The 15,015-nt window shown below is 39.2% G+C and carries 13 protein-coding genes; 9 read left to right on the top strand and 4 right to left on the bottom strand.

The features are described 5' to 3' along the window. Positions 1-48 precede the first annotated feature (48 nt). On the bottom strand, positions 49-768 hold the full coding sequence (locus HWV01_RS06140; protein WP_211674574.1) for a DUF1566 domain-containing protein: 720 nt from the start codon (positions 766-768) through the stop codon (positions 49-51). 212 nt (positions 769-980) lie between these two features. Between HWV01_RS06140 and HWV01_RS06135 the strand changes: the two genes are divergently transcribed. Together HWV01_RS06135 and HWV01_RS06130 are read left to right on the top strand one after the other, a co-directional pair. Further along, positions 981-2,012, top strand: coding sequence for an NADP-dependent oxidoreductase (locus HWV01_RS06135; RefSeq protein ID WP_211674573.1), 1,032 nt, complete (start codon positions 981-983; stop codon positions 2,010-2,012). A 9-nt stretch (positions 2,013-2,021) separates the two neighbouring features. After that, on the top strand, positions 2,022-2,636 hold the full coding sequence (locus HWV01_RS06130; protein WP_211674572.1) for a glutathione S-transferase family protein: 615 nt from the start codon (positions 2,022-2,024) through the stop codon (positions 2,634-2,636). A gap of 97 nt (positions 2,637-2,733) precedes the next feature. Here HWV01_RS06130 and HWV01_RS06125 read toward each other — a convergent pair whose 3' ends face one another. Together HWV01_RS06125 and HWV01_RS06120 are read right to left on the bottom strand one after the other, a co-directional pair. After that, positions 2,734-4,347: a nitrous oxide reductase family maturation protein NosD gene (locus tag HWV01_RS06125; RefSeq protein ID WP_211674571.1), complete on the bottom strand. Its 1,614-nt coding sequence runs from the start codon at positions 4,345-4,347 to the stop codon at positions 2,734-2,736. Between the two features lie 173 nt (positions 4,348-4,520). Further along, the gene (locus HWV01_RS06120; protein WP_211674570.1) at positions 4,521-4,895 is read right to left on the bottom strand and encodes an MmcQ/YjbR family DNA-binding protein; all 375 of its coding nucleotides are present in this window, start codon (positions 4,893-4,895) and stop codon (positions 4,521-4,523) included. Between the two features lie 367 nt (positions 4,896-5,262). On the opposite strand from HWV01_RS06120, the gene HWV01_RS06115 reads away from it, so the two are divergent. Genes HWV01_RS06115 through HWV01_RS06105 form a run of 3 tightly spaced genes read left to right on the top strand, consistent with a single transcriptional unit; the run spans position 5,263 to position 8,065 of the window. Further along, on the top strand, positions 5,263-6,081 hold the full coding sequence (locus tag HWV01_RS06115; RefSeq protein WP_211674569.1) for a metal ABC transporter ATP-binding protein: 819 nt from the start codon (positions 5,263-5,265) through the stop codon (positions 6,079-6,081). Continuing rightward, positions 6,078-6,938: a metal ABC transporter permease gene (locus tag HWV01_RS06110; RefSeq protein ID WP_211674568.1), complete on the top strand. Its 861-nt coding sequence runs from the start codon at positions 6,078-6,080 to the stop codon at positions 6,936-6,938. The genes HWV01_RS06115 and HWV01_RS06110 overlap by 4 nt, the downstream gene beginning before the upstream one ends. Positions 6,939-6,982: 44 nt before the next feature. Continuing rightward, the gene (locus HWV01_RS06105) at positions 6,983-8,065 is read left to right on the top strand and encodes a metal ABC transporter solute-binding protein, Zn/Mn family (protein WP_249185457.1); all 1,083 of its coding nucleotides are present in this window, start codon (positions 6,983-6,985) and stop codon (positions 8,063-8,065) included. A 191-nt stretch (positions 8,066-8,256) separates the two neighbouring features. Here the strand turns inward: HWV01_RS06105 and HWV01_RS06100 are convergent, their stop codons facing one another. Beyond that, entirely contained in the window at positions 8,257-9,114 is an 858-nt protein-coding gene (locus HWV01_RS06100; protein WP_211674567.1) for a GyrI-like domain-containing protein, read from the bottom strand. 501 nt (positions 9,115-9,615) lie between these two features. Here HWV01_RS06100 and HWV01_RS06095 point away from each other — a divergent pair. From HWV01_RS06095 to HWV01_RS06080, 4 genes are all read left to right on the top strand, one after another. After that, entirely contained in the window at positions 9,616-10,989 is a 1,374-nt protein-coding gene (locus HWV01_RS06095; RefSeq protein WP_211674566.1) for a DUF3404 domain-containing protein, read from the top strand. Beyond that, positions 10,986-11,636, top strand: a complete 651-nt coding sequence (locus HWV01_RS06090; protein ID WP_211674565.1) for a response regulator transcription factor — start codon at positions 10,986-10,988, stop codon at positions 11,634-11,636. The genes HWV01_RS06095 and HWV01_RS06090 overlap by 4 nt, the downstream gene beginning before the upstream one ends. Continuing rightward, positions 11,633-12,496, top strand: coding sequence for a DUF2861 family protein (locus HWV01_RS06085; protein ID WP_211674564.1), 864 nt, complete (start codon positions 11,633-11,635; stop codon positions 12,494-12,496). Before HWV01_RS06090 ends, HWV01_RS06085 begins: the two co-directional genes overlap by 4 nt. Positions 12,497-12,582: 86 nt before the next feature. Next, positions 12,583-14,904, top strand: a complete 2,322-nt coding sequence (locus HWV01_RS06080) for a glycoside hydrolase (RefSeq protein WP_211674563.1) — start codon at positions 12,583-12,585, stop codon at positions 14,902-14,904. Positions 14,905-15,015: the final 111 nt, after the last annotated feature.

Genomic DNA, 15,015 nt, shown 5'->3' with positions numbered 1-15,015 from the left:
CTTTTATGACAACTAAATAGCTTATATCAACGTTTTAAATTACTGGTTTTATTGCGGACCTTGATTACGCACTAAACGTACAGCCCTTGGAATATTGGTTAAATTACCTTGGATATGGCCGTATAAAAAGTTAACCATCCAAGCGGATTCCAAATCGTCAATATCAATATCAGCAGTCCAGTAATTAAGACTTTGAGTATGAGGAAAAAACACAGTTTCAACGGCAGGTATTATTTGCGAATAATTGATAATACTTTGTAGTTCTAAACGAGTGGGTAAACGCCAATCATTGTAACCACACCAATCGAGTCCGTTCATAGCGATTTTGAATTTTTCAGTGTCACAGCTACTACTATCGACACAAATACCACCATTTTCGGTAACACCATGCCCATTAAAGTCAGCATCATTCGATTTAAACCACGAATAACTATAGTCAGCATCATTAACATCGCCACTACCAACCACCGATTTAACTTCCCACATCAATTTTGTTTTATTATCTAAAACACAAAACCACTCAGGTGAATCTTCTTCCACGCTCGCGCCCTCAGGTCCTATTTTGGTTAAATCGAGTAAGTCCTCTAGCCGATTCTGCTTATCATCAAGACGGAGTCCAGCGGGGTTTAAATTGAGCCGTACGGCATAATCAGGTAGCAAAGCATCGCCGCCCTCACCGGGGTAGCTATTCCGCTCAACGTTACCATCACTGCCAGTGGGACAACCTGTCAATAACAAACAACTTAAAAATATAACTAAATATTTCATAACAATACTCGAATAAAAACAATCAAAAACGTGATGCACATCGAAGTTTAGATTACAAATATTGATAAGTCCGCAAAAAAAACCGCGAGTTAATAGACGACCGGTCTACTAAGCTGTATCGTTAACGCGTTAGAAATTAATCAAAATTTGCACATCCAATAAAAAGACGAACGGTCATCCAGTATCGTAAACGACTTAAATAAGGGTCTTCTATGCCTCAATCGCATTCAATTAATCGCCATATTACACTTGCTTCACGTCCTGTTGGCGCACCTACATCGGCTAACTTTAGCCTTAAAGAAACTGCCATACCTTCTCCTGAAAAAGGCGAAATATTATTACGTACAAATTATTTATCACTTGACCCTTACATGCGTGGTCGTATGAATGCCGGTGCATCTTACGCTGAACCTGTCGATATTGATGGCACTATGGTTGGCGCGACCGTGTGTCAAGTTGTGACCTCTCTACACCCTGATTATCAAGCTGGGGAATGGGTTCTTGCTTATATCGGCTGGCAAGATTATGGCATTTCAGACGGTGAAGGCCTGATAAAATTAGGCGCTGAGCCAACTAACCCCTCTTATGCGCTTGGCATCTTAGGTATGCCTGGCTTTACTGCTTATATGGGACTGTTAGATATAGGTCAGCCTAAATCAGGTGATACGCTTGTTGTTGCAGCAGCAACTGGCCCAGTGGGTGCAACAGTCGGTCAGATTGGTAAATTAAAAGGCTGCTACGTAGTAGGTATCGCAGGCGGAGCTGAAAAATGTAAATACGCTGAAGACGTATTAGGTTTTGATAAATGTATTGACCATAAAGCTGACGACTTTGATACACAATTACAAGCTGCTTGCCCTAACGGCATTGATGTTTACTTTGAAAATGTTGGCGGTAAAGTATTTGATAGTGTCCTACCCCAGTTAAATACCGGGGCACGTGTTCCTGTTTGTGGTTTAGTGTCGCAGTACAATGCAACCGAATTACCATCAGGGCCCGATCGTTTATCTCTATTAATGGGCACCCTATTGGTTAAACGTATTAAGATGCAAGGCTTCATTATTTTTGATGATTATGCACATCGCTATAACGAGTTTTTTGAACAGATGATGATGTGGCTACAATCAGGTGAAATTAAATATCGTGAGCACATGATTGACGGTTTAGAAAATGCGCCATCAGCATTTACCGGTATGCTACAAGGTGAAAATTTCGGCAAACTTGTAGTTAACGTAGCTAAGTAAGAGGTTAAAATGATTAAATTACACCATCTAAATAAATCACGTTCTAAACGTATCATCTGGTTATTAGAAGAATTAGGTGTGGACTATGAAGTCATCGCCTACCAACGTGATAGCCAAACATTCTTAGCCCCTCCAGAACTAAAAACCATTCATCCCTTAGGTAAATCGCCGGTAATCGAAGATGATGGACTTGTGATTACCGAATCAGGTGCAATCACAGAGTACCTTATTAATAAGTATGCCGCAGATAGGCTCGCACCAAAGCAATCATCACAAGAGTATGTCGATTATTCACAATGGATCCACTTTGCAGAAAGCTCTGCTATTTTACCGCTTTTACTGAAAATGTTTGTTGAAAAAGATGGTTGCGAAACAAACTTCATGGCTGCTTATGCCGATATAGAAATAACAAAAGTGATCAGTTATTTCGATGAATCGTTAACAGATAAAACTTACCTTGTTGGTGAGAAATTAACGGGGGCCGATATCATGATGTCATTCATTGTTGAGATCTTAGCAAATAATAACGTACTTGATAATTTTGCTAACCTTTCCCGTTACAGCAAACGACTTCACTCTCACGCGAGTTTATTAAAAGCGATAGAGGTTGAAACTAAGTACTAAAATAGCTGATTAGATCCAATGATAGTAAATGGATAAAATGCCACAAAGCCCTAATAAATTATCTATCAGGGCTTTTTATTCTATGACAATAGGCTAATTAATCATACTGACGAGAAAACACTCCACTACAATCGTCGCCAATCAAATAGTTACCAGACGATTTTAACATCACCTGATAATTACCATCGGATAAATTCTCAGCCCCAATGTCAAATGTCCAACCATTACCACCTAACATTAATTTATTACCATAACTACTCGTACAGATCTGCATTAATTGGGAGTGTGAAGCAGATGCGTTTGAATCCAGATATTGATCATTATAAGTGACTTCAACTACAGGTGGCTTAACATCTGTTCTTTCATTACCGAAAGAATCAACAAGCGCAATGTCAAGATTAAGAGCCATATCATCGCCTAATAAAGGCTTACCAGTAATTAATGCGGGTTGACAGGATAAAGTATCTACCACACTCGAATCGACCCCCTGTGACCCCAATGGTTGGCCCAATGTATTCGCCGTTAGTGCCCAGCTTGTAGGGTTGAACAAAAACACGCTACTTAACTTAGGATCATTTTCAAACAGTTGTGTGAAAGTTAAGTTCTCATGTACTAATTTCTTGTAATTATGCACGGATATATGGGTTAACTGGTTTTGTGCGTAAGATTGGCTTTTCGCGTCAATACCAATAGAGTTCAACTTATCGTTACCATAGAATAATGAGTTAATAACACTATTATTGGTACTTGGACCACCCATTTCAGAAAACCAAACACCACGCGAGGCATTGACTGATGTATGCTGGGAAATAACATTGCCCGATGATCGATAAAGTAAAATAGAAATACCATAACCTTCAAAATCATCAGTAAAGTAATCTAGATTATTTTCCATGGTGTTGTTATTTGAATTAATACTAAAATATACATTCTCATGAGTATTATCCCACAAAGTATTATGTTCAATAATGTTATTCAAACCTTGTGATAAACTGATACCCCATGTATTTTTATAAGAGGTGTTATAGGCAACATAATTATCATTACCTTGAATATTGATACCGCCACGGTTTCGCATCAAATACTCATTACCATTACTATAAACCGTATTGTTTAGCACGTGCATATCCGAACTCCAATAACCAACAGTAATACCATTACCGTTATCAGAATTCGCAATATTATTACGGGCAATACCACCACTTACATTGTGTAACCATAAATCATTGCCATTATTATTAAATACATTATCTTCTATGATTAAATCTTCACGCTGATCCGCTTTTGTATGAAGCACAAATAAACCATAACTCGCATTTTTAAATTCACAGTTTCGGACAATAATAGAGGTTCTTGCCCCTGTAGACACGAGCTTGTTCGATACCCCTTCACCATCAAATGTTATCCCGTCGATGACAATACCATCTCGGCCGATATGTAATATGCCTTGATAGGCGGATCCAGTACCTGTTAACGTCGGTGACTGTCCGGGTTCTGCGCGAATCGTTAAATTTCCTTTATAAACATTTAACCCTTCTTCATATGTTCTACTATCTGTAAATACAAGTTCATCACCCGGACTTGCTGCTTGGTATGCACTGCTTAAACTATCAAAATCAGAATATTCACCAATTTCTAATATTTCAGCATATGTCCCCCCAATCGAAAACACCCATACAACGAATAAAAACAAATACTTACATAAATTCATGGTAATTTCCCTACATACAAGGCAATGAGTCATCAAATGAAATTAAGTGAAAGTGAAACATGCTATTTGAAGTTATACGTAAGTTTAGACTAGAATTATAAACGTGCTCCAGATCACACTTTTTAATCGATTAACAACAGAGTAAGTTATTTATAATCATCTGAAATTAGCCATTATTCTTTTTCAATATAGGCTAGTTCATCCAATTCCAGCTGTAATTTTTTAGTCAATTTACTCACAACTAAAGCATAAGATTGACTCGCTAAGTTTTCGATCATCCCTGCTGGTACATCCCCTTTAAGCTTTACGGTTATCCAATGTCTTTTGTTCATATGATAACCTGGGCTAATCGCCATAAATTCATCTACCAACACCTCAACATCACTCGGCTGAGCCTTAAAATTTACACTGCATCCAGCTTCATTTTTTGTCAGAAGAGCAAACATCTTACCCATCACTTTATAGACCAATACATCTGGTCCAAAGGGGTATCCTTGCTGGGCGGCTTTTAAATTATGGAGGTAATGTTCTAAATGCGCTTGTTCCATCTCGCTATCATCCTTAGCATATTATTTACTGACATGATGTCTTGGGATTAGTATAAGTTCAGTATCACACCCAGCTTGTTTAAACTCAAGTTAGGCATAAACATGCATAATTGTTTTGTTATAACATAACATTATTCTTGCACACCTATATTGTTATGTTATAACATTGCTGCAAATTCAATTGAAGTATTAGAAATCGATATAAAATGCCAGCATTATCATCTTATACACCAGAAAATAGTCATGCAATAAATCAAAGACAGCGATTATCTTTACTGCTATGCAGCCTATTCTCACGCCTTGCTATCTCTGCCATCATCACTGTTTTTCTGTGGTCTACTCTGTTTAAATTCATAGGGTAATGACCATGATCAAAATAAATGATTTAAGCGTTGCTTATCAGCAAAATCTCGCACTGAGCCATATAACAACCACCATTGACAATGGGGATTTAGTCGCGATTGTAGGGCCTAACGGTGCCGGAAAATCAACCTTATTAAAAAGTATCATGCAACAAATGACCGTAGAATCGGGCTCTATTGAGCTTGGTCACTTAAGTTTAAACAACATTGCCTACTTACCACAAACGAATCAGATTGATCGTAAATTCCCTATCACAGTGACTGAGTTTGTTTCTGCTGGCGCTTGGCAACGTTGTAGTTTTTGGCGGATATTTAGTCGTAAGGAACAGCATTTATTACAACAGGCATTAGCAAAAGTAGATCTAGAAAATATGGCTGAACGTCAAATAAGTCAGTTATCTGGTGGACAATTTCAGCGCATGTTATTTGCTCGCATGCTATTGCAAGACGCTGATATCCTGCTACTTGACGAACCATTTGGTGGCATTGATGCACAAACGACTGAATTATTAATGCGCGTGATTAAGGAATGTCAGCAACAAGGTAAAACTGTGATCGCTGTTATTCATGATCTGGCGCTGGTACAACGTTATTTCCCTTCAACACTCCTAGTTGCAACCACACTGATCGCAGCAGGAAAAACAAAAGATGTGCTTACCCAATCACATTTGATCCAAGCGGGTTATCAACATTTTGCCCATTGTGCTGTTCATAACACGTTTAATAATCCTTTTCATAGCCCTATACATAACATCCCAGACAGTAGCACTAACGAAAACACTGTGGCTTCTGTTTCAGCTGGTATCGAGAGTCAAGCATCATGAGTGCACAGTTATATGAATTATTTATCGCACCTTTTTCCGAGTTTGTATTTATGCAACGGGCATTATGGGGAATTCTCGTACTTAGTATTAGTGCCACACCGGTCGGCGTATTTTTAACACTTAGGCGCATGAGTCTAACAGGCGATGCAATGGCACATGCCATTTTACCTGGTGCTGCGATTGGTTTTCTTATCTCGGGTTTATCTGTCACAGCTATGACGATAGGTGGTATTGTCGCGGGCTGTGTTGTAGCTGTATTAGCTGGCATGGTGGCACGCCATTCCAATGCCGAAGAGGACTCAAGTTTAGCCGCCTTCTATCTACTTTCACTCGCGATCGGTGTGTTAATCATTTCGGCTAATGGCAGTAATGTGGACTTATTACATGTGCTGTTCGGTTCAACGTTAGCACTTAATGATGATGCTTTAATACTACTCACCATTATCGCTACAATCTCTATTTTAGCACTCGCGATACTGTATCGTCCTTTAGTCATGGAGTGTGTTGACCCTCACTTTTTTAAAACCATCAGCAAACTGAGTGCTGTTGCTCACTATGGTTTTTTACTACTTGTCGTGCTCAATTTGGTTGCTGGTTTTCATGCATTAGGTACATTAATGGCGGTTGGTTTAATGATCCTACCCGCAGCGATTGCCCGTTTTTGGTCTAATCGCTTAGGTGGCATGCTGTTCGTGGCTTTTATCACAGCAGTTATCAGTGGCTATTTCGGTCTATTTCTTTCTTACCATGCAAGTTTAGCAACCAGTCCCGCGATTGTACTGGTACTCGGCATACTTTATATCATTTCATTAATATTTGGCCGTCAAGGCGGATTAATCTTTAAAAATAACAGCTAGAAAAAACTCAACGCGTTAATATCTAGCCCTATAAGGACAATAACATGTTTAAATCAACCCTTACTTCCTCCATGATAATTCTTGGTTTAAGTACCAGTACCGCTGTAATGGCTGAACAAAAAATTGCTGTTATCAGTAGCTTCTCGATTCTTGGCGACCTTGTATCAGAGGTAGGTCAAGAGCATGTAAACGTGACAAATTTAGTTAAAATTGACGGCGATGCGCACGTATTTAATCCGACACCTCAAGATGCTAAAGCAATATCCAAAGCACAGCTAGTTGTCACGAATGGATTACAATTTGAAGGCTGGATGCCACGTTTAATTGAAGCGGCTAACTACCAAGGCGTGCAAGTTGTTGCAGCTAACGGTATCGAAGAGATCAGCACAAAAGAAGGCCATAGCTGCGGACATGCGCATCATGACGACGAGCATAAACATCACGACGAACATGAACACCATGACGACGAACATGCACATCACGACGGCGAGCATAAACACCATGACGACGAACATGCACATCACGACGGCGAGCATGAACATCACGACCATGCACATCACGACCATGCACATCACGACCATGCACATCACGACCATGGCGATATAGATCCTCATGCTTGGCATAGCATAAAAAATGTAAAAGTTTACGTACACAATATCGCAAAAGGCTTGATTCAAGTAGATCCTGAAAATAAAAATGACTATCAGCAAAATGCGAAAGACTATATTCAAAAACTAGATAAATTAGAATTAAAACTAAGTGCTCAACTTGCGACGGTACCAGAAGCGCAGCGTAAAGTGATCACCCCACACGCTGCATTTGGTTACTTCGCACGTGACTTTAATGTAACCTTCTTAGCGCCGCAAGGAACCAGTACCGGATCAGAAGCAAGCGCAGCGGATGTAGCCGCATTAATTAAACAAATTCGTCACGACAACGTAAATGCTGTATTTATGGAAAACATCGCCGATAATCGTCTAATTGAACAAATAAGTCGTGAAACAGGCGTTAAAGTTGGTGGTAAATTGTATTCAGATGCGTTATCTGCTGCAGATGAACCCGCAGCAACATACTTAAAAATGATGCAATATAATGTTGATACGATCGTGAATGCGTTGCATAAGTAAGCCTTAACAAAAAGCCCAGATAACAAAATATTGACAGTATTGTATGTGCCTAACGTTACTATTAGGCACATACCTCGCACCTAACGTAATAGAATAAAAAATTATGGCCACGACACTGAGCTAGAAATTAAATCCGTTATCAACATTGAAAATAACGTAAACAAACAATAAGATTCATTCTTGTCAATTATTTATTTTATTGGCAAGTAGATATCAGTAATTAATTCTCTCTCATCAGGATCCCATTTTACGTAGTGTAAAACGCAAGGCAGATCGCCTAGCTCTTCATCGCTATTTAGTAACCAATTAATCAAGGAACCACTAGTTTCCATCAAATTTTCGTGACTACCATAATGCCGAGCAACTGCACATCGACTCCCCTGAATAACACCGGATTTAACACCGTATTTATTATCAAGAACATCGCCATCATGAGTTACACAAAGATCAAACTGAAATTCAGAATGTGATGTATCTCTTGGGTCATTATAAGCTATACCAAAAGAAAGCTTATCCTTGTGAGGCTGTGATAAACTTATTTCTTTTCTCCAAGAGAGAAATTTTGCGGCTGTCTCAGGAAACAATGCTGGGTTACCTTTATGCTCGATCAGTGCAACTTTTTTTTCTTCAAAGTCTAAAATATTTATGTCCATAACGTTTTTTCTTATTATTGGTGCTCTAAATTGATATGTTGATCGCCACGAAAGCCACTCAGGGTTATCTCTAAATTGGGACGGTGATTGCTTAACTATTCTTCTAAACGCACGCGAGAACGCCTCAGGGCTTTCGAAATGTGCCTCGTAAGCAATATCAATAATGCTTAGCTCAGGTTCGGTTGCTAATCTCAAAGAGGCTCGCTTCATTCTGGCAAGCTGAACAAACTGAATACTGCTAACCCCCATGAATGACTTAAAGATACGATGAAAATGGTATTTAGAACATATTGCCATTTCACTCAATTTTTCAAGTGATATATCTTCATCTAGGTGGTTATTGATGTAATCACAAACTCTTTTTATCCGCTCTTCATTATATTCTACAGCTCTCACTTTCTACCTGCGTATCCAATTAAAAGATTGAAACCATGATAACTGCAGGCATAAACTAATGCCTGATTGAAATTGCTACATTTCAATTTACCACAGACCCCTCATCTTATATTAATAGCCTATTGAACATAAAAGTGATCTCTCTTGACCTAGTCAAAATAAATTAAATACAGAGTTGTTTGTACTAATAGCTCTCAAGTTAAAGGCCGCGTTGAACGTACTAACAAAACAGCATAGACCAGTTACAGAACAGCCTTATGAATTGATTTGTCGCCGTTTGTTACATACCTTTAATTAATACCAAAAGTGAAAATATGACATGTAGGTGACAAATGAGTTGTTAAAGCGTTTATAATATCAAATATAATTAATAAGCCAACCAAGAGATATTCCAAATTCATGATTCTTAATCTGTTTTATCTTCGATCTATTAGGCTGTTATTTAGTGTTTTTATCTTGTGTTTTTCTGTTATTACTCAAGCAGCTAGCGAGACCTCCAACTTGCAAACTCGCTGGCGGTCATTTTACCAGCAGGCCTCTGGCTTACCCTCTGAAACCAAGATTACGCTGGAACAGCTTAATAGCTATCCTGCGCCACTGTTGCTTAGTAATAATCAATACCCTAATTTCGAAAACTATACTTGGGACGACATTCAAACATTATGGCAATTACACCGATCCTGTAAGTTACCAACGAAATTTACTGATTTAGAGAGTAAAAAGCGTACTAAGCTAGCTCGTGCGATTGAATTTGAGAAAGCAATCTGTAGTAACAAAACGTTAGATGATGGTTGGTATAATCAAGGCGAAATGCTCCACCCTGCAGGTGGCAGTTATTCAGACCGATTTTTGGCGTCTTTAGATTCTAGCCAGCAAACCTCATTTATCGCAAATCATAATCGAGAGCTAACACTATCAAACCCACACCACCCCTTACATAAGTTGTTTGATACTATTTCAGCGAAAGGTAGTGATGTACTGCTATCAGGATATCGAGCCTACCTTGCCAAAGATGACAAGCTATGGCTTAACGATGAGTTCGGATTAGTGGGTATTAAGGGACAAGTCTGGCGACAACTCTTAGCACCGTTGAAAATCAATATTGAACTCAAAAATAGCGCGGAACAAATATGTGGCGTAAGCTACAGCAACTTGTGTATTCAGCCATTGCTACCAAGAAAGAATAATTTTAAATGGTTAATTTCAATACTAGCTTTGCTTGCTACAAGTTTCTTATTTATAGGCTTAGTTAGCCATAGAAACGAAGCCAAGGAGCGGCGATTTATATTGCAATTACTCACACACGAACTACGAACACCAATCACGAGTTTGGGCTTTACGGTTGAGCAATTTCGCCGTCACTTTGATCAATTTGACGAGAACGCTCAGCGGAGTTTTGGACGCTTACTCGCTGATCACCAACGATTGTCCCAACTAACAGAAACGAGCAAAGGATTTTTAAGTGTCGATCCTCACACTCAGTTCCAAAAGCAAACAGCTTATCTCTCGGATTGGCTCGATCACTGTTTGGATAAATACAGTCTGGATTATAGACTGGACAATGATCAAGAATTAACGTTGCCCTATTACTGGCTCGGAATCTGCCTAGATAACTTACTGAGGAACGCTCAGAACCATGGTAAGGGTGAAGTATCAATTTTTGTTACCACTAATAAATTGTTACGAATTGAAGTAATCGATCAGGGGTGCTTTCCAAATCGGTACCATCTACTGATGACACGATTTAAACCCAGAACTAACCACGAAAACATGGGAATGGGACTAACGATTGTTACTCGCTTAATGAAAAAGATGGGTGGCAGATTTGTCTACTATCACAATCCTACTCGCTGTATTTTGGAGTTACCATTATGACGCAGATTCTTCTTATTGAAGACGATAAATTACTCGGTGAAGGGTTTCGTCAATATCTCATCGACGAGGGGTTCGATTGCCAGTGGCTCAGTGACAGCAAAAAAGTCAAAAAGCACTGGATGCAAGCTGACTTAGTCATTTTAGATAGGCAGTTACCTGAAGGTGACAGCTTAACTTTGCTACCTCAATGGCTTATGATAAAAGCGATCCCTGTGATTGTATTAACTGCCAAAGTCGAAATTGACCAACGCATTGAAGGCTTGATGGCGGGCGCTAAAGACTATGTGGTAAAGCCTTTCTCACACCTAGAGCTACTCGCGCGTATTCATGCTCAGCTGCGCCCATTAGGTGAAAGTAAACTTTTCTACCAGAATGTCCAAATAAATATATCCAAACGAGTGGTCGTTAGCGACGGTAAAGAGCTAAGTTTGAAACCTAAAGAATTTCAGCTCCTGCTGCTATTAGTTCAAAATCAAGGGCGAGTGTTTCATCGTGATGAGTTACTCAATAAAATATGGGGCTTTCAAACATTCCCATCGACGCGAACAGTCGACAATCATATTCTCCAGTTGAGACAAAAATTACCAGTACTGAATATCAAAACGCTACGTGGTGTTGGCTATCGACTCATTGAGGCTGCATTATGAGAACAATAAAACGATTGCTTGTGCTAGTAACCACAACGCTCACCTTTAGCCAACAAGTCGTTGCTGATGATTGGTTTATGCCGACCCCCCTCGCATCGGTGTATTCTGCTTTGGCTATGAGCAATACCCAACTGGCTTGGCAAGAAATGCAACAAACCTTAGGTCAGAAAGCACTAGATGAAAGGTTCTGGGAAAAAACCAAACAAATAATTATTAGTCGATCTCAATGCGGTAAGCAGTTAATTGGCGATTTACCATTTAATCAGCATCGTCATATCACATTAATAATTCAGAAGAAGACTAATTTAGTTCATCAAAGTTACCAACTTAAGGTATCCCTTGACGGTGTAGAGGAGAGCACTACTATCTCTTTACGTGATCAGCAAGGACGAGTCTGGATCTCTGACAATACTGCTGAACCAGAGCAGGGCTACGTTGAATTAGAAAGTGATAGTCTTGTTTATCCACCAATGTCTGGTTTCTACCAATTAACCATTGGTCAGGCGATTTATCCTATTATTTTATCTTCCAGCTACGAGCAACCTTGGATAAAAGTAAATCGTAGTCATGTAGCTTCAGCAATTAGTATTCAAGTACCAAAAACACTAGTAAGTTGCCAACCAGCGAATATGCGTTGGCAATGGTTTAACGACAAGTTCTCTATGCTTGGTAATTCACAACCAATCCAGCTTAACACTGCGAATTTAAATTCCGATGGCTATAGAAATACCCATCTTCCAGCTCAGCCTCCGAATCATGCTAAATGGTTAAGTGCCGTGGTATCGCAGTCTGAATATCAAGGTGCAATCAAAATAGAATACGCTCAAAGATTCACTTTCCCTGCAACTATCCAACATTGAATCGATAAAAGACAAATGGATGACAAAAGGTAACCAAAGTTAGTTTGTAATGTACTTATCTTTACACCAACGGACATTCCTTTGTTATGAATAAACCGATTTATATTATATTTTTATTAGCGGGGATTACTCTGCCTTTTTCCGCAATTAATGCTGAGGCAAAAAGTAAACTATCGAACCTTATCACACTGAAAAATGACGATCAGTCTATTGCTATTGAGCCTAGCGCGTTGCTGATTAATTGGTATACCGAAGCGACGAGAGCACAGATTAGTGAATCAGCCCTTTTGGTTGAGGGCACCCGCCAACATGCCTCACAGGTTACCCAAACCTCAGGTAAGTCAGCATCTTGGCTACTAGAACCGAGTAATATTATGGTGAATGCTACTTTTGATAAAGGACTAAAAATCACGTTCGATCTAATGTCTAAAACCCCGCCACTCCGTAACAAGCCCTTAACACTTAAATGGTTTGATTTACCGAGCAAGCAAGCGAACACGTTAATAATACCATTCAATGAAGGGATGCGTATCCCTACGAACAACCAAGATTGGATTAGGTATATAGTCGAGGAGCACTCTAACTCTAATACAACCCAAGATCTTAAAATGCCATTTTGGAGTGTTGAAGTAACGGGTAAAACAAACCACTTTGTAAACTACCAGCTGCTTAATCCAACCAATAATCAGCTCGACTTCTCTATCACAGCTCAAAAACTAGATATGCAAGCCACACACCAATTCACTATGCTCAATCACGATGAGCCATTTGCAGTTTTAATTACTTTAGGCTGTGATCAACTCAGTGGTGCAAAGCTATATCGTCAATGGCGAAAACAACAAGGCTTTGCAACGTCACTATCGGAAAAGCTAGCTAGGCAACCTCTACTTAAACGTTTAATTGGTGCAAGTCATGTATATTTATTTGGTCGTGATGTTCTTGCAGTAGAAGATGTTAAAGACTGGTGGGGATTGAAAGAGTGGTACTTTACTCAATTAGACTTAATACCAAGCAAAGATGCAAAGAAAGAACTTCGCAATCTGAAAAAAGGGACACATTGGCTGAGCAAATACGACAAGAACTTGCTGATTAAAAGTATAAACTTGTCTTTAACACAACTAATTAAAGTAGAAAAAACGTCTCCAAATGAAAATGGCATAAAACAGCAATTTGAAGCAGCGCAAAAAAGAAAAGCATGGTTAGCCACCAATGCTCATATCTATTTAATCGACGCTGGACGCTGGGGACAAGCATTATCGAAAGATATGATCAATAACTTAATTTCTGCTGGGTTGACCAAGCTTTGGCTCGGCTTAGATAACTGGATGCCAGCATTTTACCAACCCCAAGTAGTCGTTCAAGCTAAACAAGCAGGTTACCTCATTGGTACTTACGATTCTTACAATACTGCGATTGCCAAAGGGACAAACGATGGTTGGCTAACAGCTCAACTGCCAGATACCATGCGCCAGCAGTGTGCAATAGAAAAGGCTAACGGGTACAAGAAAAAAGGATTCCGTAGTAATGGTTTTTATTTAAACCCTGCCTGTAATCGAGGCTATGTAGAGCAACGTATTAAAGATGTAATCCAATATGGTCGTTTCAACAGCCTATTTTTGGATGTAGATGCAACGGGTATGGTAAGAGAAGACTACGCTCAAAATAACAGAATGAGCGAGACTAAAATGCTTAATGCCTTTAACCAGCGCATGGAATGGATCGCATCAAATCAAGACGTAGTATTAGGTTCTGAAGATGGTAATTCACTCACAACACAAGGCATTGCTTTTGCACATGGCATGGAAACCGTTGGTTTTGGTTGGACAGATAAAGACATGAACAGTAATCGAAAATCCCCCTATTTTTTGGGTGCTTGGTATCCGGACTATAAACCAGGTTTCTTCTTCAAGCCAGCTCAGGTTAAACAGCCATACAAAACGCTGTTTTTCTCTCCTCAATACAAGGTCCCACTGTATCAAACTGTATTTCATGATGAACTGATCAACAGCCACCATTGGCATAGCGACAGTTTAAAATTCTCTGATGTACAAGTCGAACGTGACTTAACCTCTATGCTATATAACACGCCAGCTATGGTGCATTTGAGTCGAGATGAAGTAACAAATACTGATGCACCACGAATTAAAGCGCTGCAGCACTATCAACAAGGGTTTTTACCTATTCATCAAGTGCTTTGGGATAAAGCCATGACGGATTTTAAATGGCTGGATAAACGGGGCTTATTACAACAAACAACCTTTAGCGATGGAAGCATCATAGTTGCAAATTTTTATCAAAAAGATAAACGTTTATCAGACAATCGAGTCATTCCATCGACTTCCATTATGGCTATTTTAAGTAATGACACAGTAGTTGAATGGACACCAATACCACGAGACCTCCTGTAATTCCCTATTCACAACTCATTTATATTAATTAGACATATAAGACAGAACATTTAATGATAATTTTTATCAAGAAACCGTTTCTGTCCATTCGATTAAACATTGCAAACGAGT

It is taken from the genome of Moritella sp. 5 (genome assembly GCF_018219455.1).
Classification (GTDB): Bacteria; Pseudomonadota; Gammaproteobacteria; order Enterobacterales; family Moritellaceae; genus Moritella.
Note: the sequence above shows the minus strand (reverse complement) of the source record. Positions and strands in the feature narration are given on the sequence as shown.

Coding starts and splice junctions, on each gene's coding strand:
- HWV01_RS06140 (WP_211674574.1), bottom strand. CDS start 768: ATGAAATATTTAGTTATATTTTTAAGTTGTTTGTTATTGACAGGTTGT.
- HWV01_RS06135 (WP_211674573.1), top strand. CDS start 981: ATGCCTCAATCGCATTCAATTAATCGCCATATTACACTTGCTTCACGT.
- HWV01_RS06130 (WP_211674572.1), top strand. CDS start 2,022: ATGATTAAATTACACCATCTAAATAAATCACGTTCTAAACGTATCATC.
- HWV01_RS06125 (WP_211674571.1), bottom strand. CDS start 4,347: ATGAATTTATGTAAGTATTTGTTTTTATTCGTTGTATGGGTGTTTTCG.
- HWV01_RS06120 (WP_211674570.1), bottom strand. CDS start 4,895: ATGGAACAAGCGCATTTAGAACATTACCTCCATAATTTAAAAGCCGCC.
- HWV01_RS06115 (WP_211674569.1), top strand. CDS start 5,263: ATGATCAAAATAAATGATTTAAGCGTTGCTTATCAGCAAAATCTCGCA.
- HWV01_RS06110 (WP_211674568.1), top strand. CDS start 6,078: ATGAGTGCACAGTTATATGAATTATTTATCGCACCTTTTTCCGAGTTT.
- HWV01_RS06105 (WP_249185457.1), top strand. CDS start 6,983: ATGTTTAAATCAACCCTTACTTCCTCCATGATAATTCTTGGTTTAAGT.
- HWV01_RS06090 (WP_211674565.1), top strand. CDS start 10,986: ATGACGCAGATTCTTCTTATTGAAGACGATAAATTACTCGGTGAAGGG.
- HWV01_RS06085 (WP_211674564.1), top strand. CDS start 11,633: ATGAGAACAATAAAACGATTGCTTGTGCTAGTAACCACAACGCTCACC.
- HWV01_RS06080 (WP_211674563.1), top strand. CDS start 12,583: ATGAATAAACCGATTTATATTATATTTTTATTAGCGGGGATTACTCTG.